Source organism: Polaromonas sp. 39-63-25, assembly GCF_002278925.1.
In the GTDB taxonomy this organism is placed as follows: Bacteria; Pseudomonadota; Gammaproteobacteria; order Burkholderiales; family Burkholderiaceae_C; genus Polaromonas.
In genome coordinates this window covers 1-10,273 of the sequence record NZ_NCJH01000041.1, presented here as the reverse complement: position 1 = coordinate 10,273, position 10,273 = coordinate 1, and the positions used below count along the sequence as shown (strand labels likewise).

Below are 10,273 nucleotides of genomic sequence, written 5' to 3'. Positions count from 1 at the left end.
CGTTTCACAGCCGACATCTCGATGGACAGCCGAGCTACGCGTGACCTGGGCCTGGGCATAGCGGTGTTGGGCGGGGTGGCTGGCACGGCTGGGCAGCTCGGGCAGGTGGCCCGGCCTCAGGAGATCCAGCAGTTCGACCTCGCTCAGATGCAGTAGGGCAACCTGGCGGCACTCCAAAAAGCACGCGTGACCAAGACGATTCTGATCATTTGGGAGCATGGTGGCAATCTGGGACATCTTTCCAGATTGCTTCCGATTGCAATTGCCTTGCGAGAAGCGCAATGGAAGGTGGTTTTTGCAGCTGCTGATGAAATTGCCGCGAAGCGATTTCTGGATGCTGCAGGCTTTGGAAGCATCAAAATGCCCCGCATTGGGGCAAAAGCGGCGGCAGACCTATCTGGACCGCTCAACCACGCCGAGATATTGCTTCGCATGGGTTTCGAGAGAGTGCCGGAAGCCCGATCTACCATCGGGCAATGGCAGGCCTTGTTTGAAACCGTTAAGCCGGTGGCTGTGCTGGTGGATGCTTCTCCTTTGGCGCTGTATGCAGCGCGTAGCGCGGGCATACCTGCCGTTGTTATTGGACACGGATTTGAAATTCCACCGGAGCAGGAGCCACGTCCCTGTTTCATGCCCTGGATTGAGAATTCGGCTGCTAAAACCGCAGAGCTTGAAGTACGTTTGGAGGCGTCCTTAAAAGAATTGGCTAAAACCATGCCGGCTCGCTACGGCGAAAAGGCGCCCAAGTCGTTGAAAGACTTATTTCATTCCGACGGTGTAGCCCTGTGCGCATGGCCTGAACTCGATCACTTTGACAGGAATGCCGGGATAGCCAGTTCTTCCAGCGTCTATACCGGGCCAATCTGGTCGGAGCCCTCGGATGGAGAGGCTCTGAGCTGGCCAGATGGCAGTGGGCCGAAGGTATTGTGCTACCTGAATTTGCGAGATAAGCGTTATGACTTGGTCTGGCAGGCGTTGAAGTCTCATGAGGCCAATGTTCTGATTATTTCTCCTTCGGATGTCCCAAAGGCCTGCGAGGCCGCGCGCGGCTGGGGCATCAAAGTTGCTGAGAGGCCAATCCAGCTGAGCCCACTGATGAAAGATTGCGATGCCGTTGTGGGCCACGGCGGTATGGGGCTGACAAGCATGGCACTGCATGCCGGCAAGCCGGTGTTGTTACTCCCCGAGCACATGGAGCAAACCATCCTGGCCTATCGATTGGGTAAGCAAGGATTGGCCTTGGCGACCATAAGACAGAACGATAAAAGCTTGGTGAACCAGAAGATCTCCCGACTTCTACATGACGATTCCTTGAGGCTGGAGGTCCGAAAATTTGCGGCAGTTTATAGCACCTATACCCCAAGCGTAGCAGTGGAAGGCATTGTTGCCAGGCTCAAGAAAGCTATTGCTAGGCAAGTCATATGAGTATCAAGTTGAGTACAAAAATCCCCCCGTTTTCGATCTCTTGGTGGATACGGTGGAAACGACCCGCGAGGGACTCGCGAGAAAACGCTGCCTGGCTGGTCAAGCCTTGGCACCCGTTGCGCAAGCTAGCAATAGCAACAACCCCGGCCAGCCAGCGCAAGGGCCTGGAGGCCGGCATGCAGGTGGCCGCAGAAATTCACCAAGGCCGCAGAACCATCATGGAGTATTTGCTGAGCCCGGTGCAGAAGGTGTCGGCTGAGGCGGGGAGAGAGCGGTGAGACTGAATTCAAGATTTCTGAACGGCATGGAGATTGTGTCGAGCAGCCATGCCGTCCGCGATATGCCAATGAAGAGGGATTGAGATGCTAAAGATGACTGGTTTTGATGTTTTGTTCGCCGCGGCAGGTAATCTGTATTTGTTGCTCGCGCTCGCGGGCATTTGCGTAGCGCTTTGGGTGGGCAAGACCTGGGTACGCAAGCTCACCTATGCGGTGCTGGTGCTTGCGCTATTTATTGCGCCAATTGCGCCACAGATATACCGTGCGATTGAGTACCGCGGCAAGTTGACCAAGGCACAGGCCTTATTTGATGAGCGGTGCAAGACGGCTGGGGAGAAGATTTACAAGACGGTAGATGGTGTCGAAGGGGTCGCTTGGATGAAATGGCGGCCTAGCGGTTTACCTCATGATCAGTTTGCACTCGATGACCCATATGGGAAAGACTGCAGCGGTGAGGGGTGCATTTTAAAACTCCTCAGAGTGAATGAAACTCCTGCTGCTGCCAAGGCACCGAATCCAATCCTCTCGTCCGCATATAAATTCGTTGAAACAATTGATCCGTCGGATGGTATTCGCTATCGGTACAAGGGAATTTCCAAAGCTATAACGGATGTCTCCAGGGACGAATTTTTGCGGCACGTTCAACGTACAGGATATGGCGCTGATACGAATGGTCGATTCTCGGCATTGCAACGTGAACCAATTGACAAATTCAGTGTTGATTTTGGAATTGTTTGGGACGATGTTTCAACACGCGCAGATCGAGAGTATTGGATCGCTGGTGGGAGCCTGAAGGTTATAGACATTCGGACAAATGAAGTTATTGCTGAGCGACTTGGATATTTGATAGATACAGGGCAGGGCAGCACCGCTGGTGCGCGTGAACCATGGGGCTGGGCTCAGTCTTATGCACCGAAATGTCCGCAACAACCAAAGAATTCCGTGGACTTTGTGATTCGAGTTCTTAAGCCTGCAAAGTAGGGGATGAAAAATGAGTAACGACATAACCAATTACTTGAAGTACGCGAACTTGCAGATGGCGGCAGAGTCGCTATTTGGCATAACGAACGTCGATGCCCCTGGCACTTTGAAGTTAACTGGCTCAATGGATGTGGCTAGCTTGACCAAAGGCAACGATCGTGCGAGTAAATTCACTAGCACCCAAGCCGATCAGCTCGTTGCAGACGGTTGGGCAGTTGTAGAACATAAGAGTAATACAGCTACCGGATTCAGCGGAACGCTCTTCAAAAATACCCTGACAGGTGAGCTTGTTTTAAGTTTCCGTTCCACAGAATTCATAGACGATGCAGCACGCGATAACCAGGCGACAAACTCTTTAGAAGTAAAAGAAAAGGGTTGGGCCTTTGGGCAGATTGACGACATGGAGACTTGGTTTGCCGATCTCAAGTCCAGCGGCAAGCTTGCACCAAGTGACGCCATAACCGTTACCGGCTACAGCCTAGGCGCGCATTTAGCCACCGCTTTTAATTTCCTCCACAAAGACGACCTTACTGCTGTAGGCAATCCATTAATCAGCGCAACCTACACCTTCAATGGTGCCGGGGTAGGCGAATACAGCACCGGTACATTGAAGCAGGTGATGGATGTATTTCATCAAGCGCGCACTGAAGGCAGTGCTGGATTGTTTACGACAACAGTTGCGCAACAACTGTATGCCGATCTCAAGCTCGCCATCAACGGTCAAGCCAGCAGTTCTTACATGGCCCAAGCGCTGGGTAACATTACACAGGCCGAAGTTAATGCATCAGCTAACCCTATCGCCAATGCGCAATTGCTCAACGAGTTGAGTACTTTGCGCGAAGGGGTCGCGCGCGCCAAAGTCGTGCGCGATGAGATCGATCGCGTCGCCACCATCACCAACAGTGGTCCGGGTCCTACTCAGGTTCTCGCGAGCGCCGTCGATGCTGTCAAACTGGACTACCAATTGGCAGTATTGACAGCGGCGAAAGACACCAGCGCCTACCGCACCGCACCTGCCGACCTCATCTACGACGCAGTCACCAATGCCCGTGCGATGTCGGGTGGCTTCAATAATGTGTACGACATCTATGGCGCTACGTCGCCATCCGCGGTGTCCAATTCTCAAATTCACTATGGAAGTGCCACACCCATCGCCATAGAGGATCAACCGCTTTTCCGCGGAAATGTCATTCGAGACAGTCTGACGCAGTCACTCCTTTATGCAGACGCCAAGCTTCTTGTCAACGATTTCAGTCAAAACGATTTTGGCGATACGCACAGCTTGGTGTTGTTGGTAGACAGTTTAAGTGTGCAAAGCGTCTTTGCACAACTTGATTCGACTTTCACCGCAGCCAAATTCGCTCCCATCATGCTGGCGGCTACCAATGTAAAAAGCCACAATACGCCATACGGCCAGGGGGTCGCTGAAGGCGACGCGCTAGAGAACATCGTTAACTCACTTACACGCACCTTCAAACTGGCCGTTGTGCCACTTAAAGGTGACACGCGAGGTAATACATGGTTTGAAATCAAGGATGCGGACGACCCTGGCGGCCGCATCAGCTTCCATGAAGCCATAGACAAGATTGTCAAGAGCGACGAATTCAACCTTGTTGCTGGCGACGTTGTGGTTTCCGCCATCGGAAGCAATATTGTCGCGCAGGCCAAGGCCCGCGTTGGGTTCGAAGACATCGTGGCACTTGAAACTTTGAGCTCGTTCAAGCTTGAGGCTGCGAGCAATGAAGGGAAAGTCGCCCTCGAAACCTTGTGGATGTCAGGTGACTGGAGCGATGACTACCAAGGCTGGCAGGATGATGTGGCGGCGCTTCAGGCTGGCGAGGTTGTCACTCGTTATACCGATGAATGGATATCGGATCGAGCCAAACTATTGCAAACCCTTATTCTTCGAAATACACAGAACCAGGAAATTGATCATGTGCTTGACCCAAGTGTTCCGAGCGACCGGGTTTTGTTCTTCGACTACGACGAGAGCGTGGGTGAGCATAAAACAATCAGCACAAAAAGCCGCACTGCAGCGGGGTTAAAAGATCAACACATCATATTTGACAATGATGAGGGCAACATCATTCAGGGCTATGACAACGCTTTAGGCGACCATATTTATGGTGGGGGCGGTGATGACACTATCGACGGTAAAGATGGAGCCGACTACCTCGAAGGTGGCGCAGGCGATGACATCCTCATCGGTGGCGAAGGAGACGACACTCTGGTGGGCGGCGCCGGTTTTGACGCCTACCGCATCACCACTGGCCAAGGTTTTGACACCCTTATTGACAAAGACGGCAAGATCGAACTGACCCTCGACGGCCAAGTGGTCACCCTGAACGGCGGTAACGCCGTGGCCGGGTCAGTTAACACCTGGAGCGGGCATAACGGAAAGGTCTATTACAGCCTGATTCCCTCAGTCGGCAGCGCTACGGCAAAAGACCTTGTCATCACCACGACAGAGGGCGCCTTTAAAGTGCAAAACTTTGTCAGTGGTGATCTGGGTCTTGCACTTGAGGGGGCCGTACCCGATGAAATCGTCCGTACAACAGCCACTATAGATCACCCGGGGGATACTGTGATTACCCTCACCTCTCAGAACATTGCGGTTGCACTCGAGTTACTCGGCGGTCATGACAAAGTCGTCGTGGATGGAAATTTTGCAGCGCGCGTTCTACCGAACTACGGTAGTGCATTCACCGAAGGTCCCGGCGACATTGTGTTGGGAGGCGCTGGCAACGACTTTTTGGCCACCGGCCTCGAGAGTAGGCTCAGCTATTACTACGCTCCTTCAGGCTCCGGGCTAGACGACATTATTTCGAAGGAATATAACCCCAATGGCCTTGAGAGCGACGGTGTGCATTACTCATATGCCCTTAATTTTGCCAGTCTCTCGCAAGACATTGGGCAGGACCATATTGAAGGCGGCGGCGGGGCCGACTTATTGGTGGGCGGGAATTTCAGGGACGAGCTGCTGGGCGGTGACGACGGAGACATTCTCTTTGGCGGCCGCGGAAATGATTTTCTTGATGGCGGTACTGGCGACGACTTAATGTTTGCCAGCCATTCGATCGAGCGGGTGAGGATTCCCCAAGAGGGATTTGGTGCTGACCAGTCGGCTTAGCGGCGGGAATCTGATTTATTCGCTGGAAGGGGTCAATGTCCTGGACACCACCAGTCAGTTTGATCGACCGTTGCATCCAGGTGTGACCTACGCCGATATAGATGAGCCTCTGTATGGCTGGGGCGGAGACTTGTTGTTCGGCGGCACCGGGAATGACCTGCTGGTGGGTTCTCACGCAGTGGATCACTTGTACGGCGAGGAGGACAATGACGTGCTCTATGGCCGAGGCGGATCAGATCGTCTGTACGGCGGCGCAGGCCGAGACATCCTCTACGGCGGCGGTGATGTTGACGACGCCAATTCCTGGGCTTTCACCCCTGTCGGCTTGGATGGTGATGACTATCTTGACGGTGGTGCGGGCAACGACGGGCTATTTGGTGGTGCCGGAAAAGACGAGCTTTTGGGAGGCGACGGGGATGATTCTTTGTACGGTGATATTCAGGACTTTGGGTCTGTCATTAGCCCGCAAAACGACGATATTCTCGATGGCGGAAATGGCGGCGACATTTTGTATGGGGACGGGGGGGACGATACGCTCCGTGGTGGAGCGGGTCTCGATTATCTATTTGGAGGCGCCGGCAACGATTTGCTCGACGGGGGTGAAGGTCGGGACACCCTGGACGGAGGGCTTGGCGATGATGTTCTTATCGTCGGCGCAGAAGACTTCGCTTTCGGCGAGGAAGGAAATGACTCATATCTGATTGGCGGCAATGCGACTATTTCTGACTTTTTCGGAAAAAACAGCTATGTCATTGACGCCGCACAGTCCACGGTTGCCAAACTCGTGGATGCTGGGCGGTCCAGTAGCACCGTTGCGATCATCAACGCAATCAGTGGCGATGAAGCGCCGCTGCTGACCCGTCTTGCCAATGGTGTGGAGCGGATCAGCATCGGAAACTTGACGATTACGGGCTCTGGTTGGGGTAACGGATCCCTTGCGTCGATATCTGTCAACGGCAAGGTTTACAGCGCCTTGCAGCTCTTCGCTAACAGTCTCTCACCCTGGAATATCGACGTTACCGGTACAGGCGAAAGTATTTCTACCGGCGCTGGTGCTGACGCGATCTACGTGACTGGCACAGGAAACACCATATCGGCGAATAAGGGAAACGACAGCCTTCGAATCGATGCTGCGGGCAATACGCTGCGTTTTCATGCGGGGGACAACCGGGACACCGTGCGCCTGGCCAGCGATGTGGCGCAAGCCGCCAACGCCTTGACGCTGGCGCTGGACGAGGATACCGATTTCTCCCGTTTGCGGATTGGCTTGACGCAAGGCAACCCGAAAGCGATCGTGCTGTATCTCGATCCGACCGGCAGCGACAGCATCACGATAGATCCCTTAGGCACCGATGTGGATCAGTTTCTTGACCACTTTATCGTCATGGCGGGCCAGCAAACGACGACGCTGGCTCAACTCCTCGCTGCAGGCCAGGAATTCCAGGGCAATGTCGAGGACAACCATCAAATCGCCTTCAACAAACCGAGCTTTTTGTCTGGCCAGGAGGGCAATGACTTTCTGGTTGGTAGCGATTTCAACGATACGCTGATTGGCGGGCCTGGAGACGATACTCTCGCGGGCGGTCTGGGTGATGACGCTTATGTATGGGGGCGCGGGTTCGGCAATGACGTCGTGGCCGAAACAGGCGGCGCAGACGTGCTGTTGTTGACCAATCTGCTTGCATCAGAGATCGCCGTTGGAAAAGGCAGCAGCGGTGCTCTTGAGGTCAAAGTGCTGGATACCGGCGAGGTGTTTCGGATACCCAATTTCCTGTCCTCTTATCAGCCGTACGAATCCATAGAGCGGTTCGTTTTCGCCGATGGCATGCAATGGAGCCTTGAAGACATCAAGGAAAAATCACTTACTGCAACTGACGACGGCAGTTCCATCTGGGGTTATGACACTGACGACACGCTGTATGGAGGCGCGGGCAACGATGATTTGAGAGGAGGCGGGGGAGATGACCGCCTGATTGGTGGTGCAGGAAACGACAGTCTGGGCGGCGATTCAGGCAGTGACACCTTTGTGTGGGGACGCGGCGATGGCAACGACTCAATTTATGACTGGGGAGGAATCGACGACGCTGTAGAGTTCCGGGACCTGAATGCATCGGATTTGACGATATTCCGGTATAACGGCGGGGAAGCGGTTTTCAGGATTAACGACACGGACGAAGAGCTGTCCATCACGCAGAACTTTTACTCGACAGACGAAGGGTTTTACACCATCGAGTGGTTGCGATTTGCGGACGGGACCAGCTGGAGCATCCAGGACCAATCGCTCAATATCGAGCTGAGGGAACGCTACACTTTCGACACGACATTGATGGGCTGGTCGCTGGGCGACCACATCGTCGGCGGTGCTTCCGACAACTACCTGTATGGCGCGGGTGGCGACGACATCCTCGACGGCGGCGCTGGCAATGACCAGCTATACGGAGGTGTTGGCAATGACACCTATGTGTGGTCTTCTGGCTCAGGCTATGACTACATCAGCGACTATGCATGGCAATACGGCGAATACGATCCTGATGGCAGCTACCACGGCGGCGGGGGTTTTGACACCGTCAAGCTGAGGGGGCTGGCCCCGGCCGACGTCGCGCTGACCTACGAACCTGGAAGCCTTGACCTGATCATCCAGATTATTTCCACCGGTGAGACATTGACGGTGAATCAGGGCCTTGACGCCGGAGCCCCGGACTACTTTCTGGAGCGGATTGTTTTCGACAACGGCGTGGTCTGGAATTCGAATGACATATGGACGCTGGCTGCCGCGAGCCGCGTCAACCACGCTCCCGAAGTCGTATATGCCTTTGACGACCAGGAAGTCGAGGTACAGGGGCAAGTCAGCCTGGAGATTTCTTCGGATATGTTTTATGACGAGGACGGTAATTCGTTGACCTATAGCGTCAGCCTTGCCAATGGGGACCCCTTGCCTGATTGGCTGACCTTCGACGCCGATTCGCTCACGCTTGAGGGGATTGCGCCATCGGGCGTTACCGGAGTGTTCTCGATTTCCATCAGAGCGGAGGACACTTTCGGGTTGGGAGCGTCAACGAATTTCACGCTGACTATTGCCGCATCCGATGTAATTATTCAAGGCACTGAAGGGAATGACACCCTGCAGGGCACGCCGGATCGTGATGTCATCAATGGCGGGGCTGGCGCAGACCGCATGAGCGGAGGCAAGGGAGACGATGTCTACTACGTTGACAACGCGCTGGACAAGGCGGTTGAAAAAGCCAACGAAGGCCATGACACCGTGCTGGCGGCGATCAGTTTCACGCTGGGTGCCCATGTAGAAGACCTGATGCTCGAAGGCAGCGAAGCCCTGGACGGCACCGGCAACGGCCTGGACAACGCGATACACGGAAACGGGCAGGCCAACAAACTCAAGGGCGGTGCCGGCAACGACACCCTGATTGGCGGTGCCGGAGACGACCGTCTGACGGGCGGCCTGGGCGCAGACACCCTGCGGGGCGGAGAAGGCGACGACCTGTACGAAGTAGACAACGCCGCAGACGTGGTGACCGAGCTGGCGGGCGAAGGCACGGACACCGTAGAAGCCTCCGTGACCTACAGCCTGACGTCCAATGTAGAGAACCTCATCCTGACCGGTCTGGTGGCCATCGACGGCACCGGCAACGAGCTGAACAACCTTCTTCAAGGCAACATTGCCGCCAACACCCTGACAGCCGGTGCCGGCAACGACACCCTGAACGGCAAACAGGGCCTGGACACCCTGATAGGTGGCTTGGGCAACGACACCTACCTGTTCGAAGACGACATCGACACCATCTTCGAAGAAGAAGGCGGTGGACGCGACACCCTGATCAGCCGGCTGTCCGTGACCCTGGCCGCCAACGTCGAAGACGGCATCCTGCTCGGCTCGGCAATCAGCCTGACCGGCAACGAGCTGTCCAACGTCCTGACCGGCAACAACGCTGGCAACACCCTGGACGGCGGCGCAGGCGCTGACCTGCTGATAGGCGGCAAAGGCCATGACCTGTACATCGTCGACAGCCAGACCGACACCGTGATTGAGAACGCCGCAGAAGGCATCGACACCGTCCAGTCCAGCGTCAGCTACAGCCTGGGCGACAACGTCGAGCACCTCACGCTGAGTGGCAACGCCGAAGCCGGCATGGGCAATGCCCTGAACAACAAACTGACTGGCAATGCCGCCTCCAACAAGCTCTGGGGGGGAGCAGGCAACGATGAACTCGATGGTGGCGCCGGCGCCGACATCCTGATCGGCGGGCTGGGCAACGACAAATACTGGGTGGACTCACCCGACGACCTGGTGGTGGAGAACGCGGGCGAAGGCACCGACACCGTCTATGCCAGCGTCTCCTACGCGCTGGCAGACAACGTCGAACGCCTGACCCTGACAGGCAGCGCCAACATCAACGCTGTTGGTAATACGCTGAACAACCGTCTCGAAGGCAACGCGGGCAAC

The 10,273-nt window shown here is 55.3% G+C and carries 4 protein-coding genes; all 4 read left to right on the top strand.

Annotation, left to right across the window (positions count from 1 at the left end):
• The first annotated feature begins 186 nt into the window (after window positions 1-186).
• A complete protein-coding gene (locus tag B7X65_RS23670; protein WP_293596683.1) occupies window positions 187-1,425 on the top strand; it encodes a nucleotide disphospho-sugar-binding domain-containing protein in 1,239 nt (412 codons plus the stop codon).
• A gap of 362 nt (window positions 1,426-1,787) precedes the next feature.
• Window positions 1,788-2,684 carry a hypothetical protein gene (locus tag B7X65_RS23665; protein ID WP_293596682.1) on the top strand — a complete coding sequence of 299 codons (897 nt, stop codon included), beginning with the start codon at window positions 1,788-1,790 and terminating at the stop codon, window positions 2,682-2,684.
• A 10-nt stretch (window positions 2,685-2,694) separates the two neighbouring features.
• Window positions 2,695-5,814 (top strand): hypothetical protein, encoded by a 3,120-nt coding sequence (locus B7X65_RS23660; protein ID WP_293596681.1) that lies wholly within the window; start codon window positions 2,695-2,697, stop codon window positions 5,812-5,814.
• The coding region (locus B7X65_RS23655; protein ID WP_293596680.1) for a calcium-binding protein at window positions 5,795-10,273 on the top strand (4,479 nt) is incomplete at its 3' end. The genes B7X65_RS23660 and B7X65_RS23655, both read left to right, overlap by 20 nt.

What these genes read in the sequence shown, in the direction of transcription:
- B7X65_RS23665 (WP_293596682.1), top strand. Translation starts at nt 1,788, where the DNA reads ATGCTAAAGATGACTGGTTTTGATGTTTTGTTCGCCGCGGCAGGTAAT.
- B7X65_RS23660 (WP_293596681.1), top strand. Translation starts at nt 2,695, where the DNA reads ATGAGTAACGACATAACCAATTACTTGAAGTACGCGAACTTGCAGATG.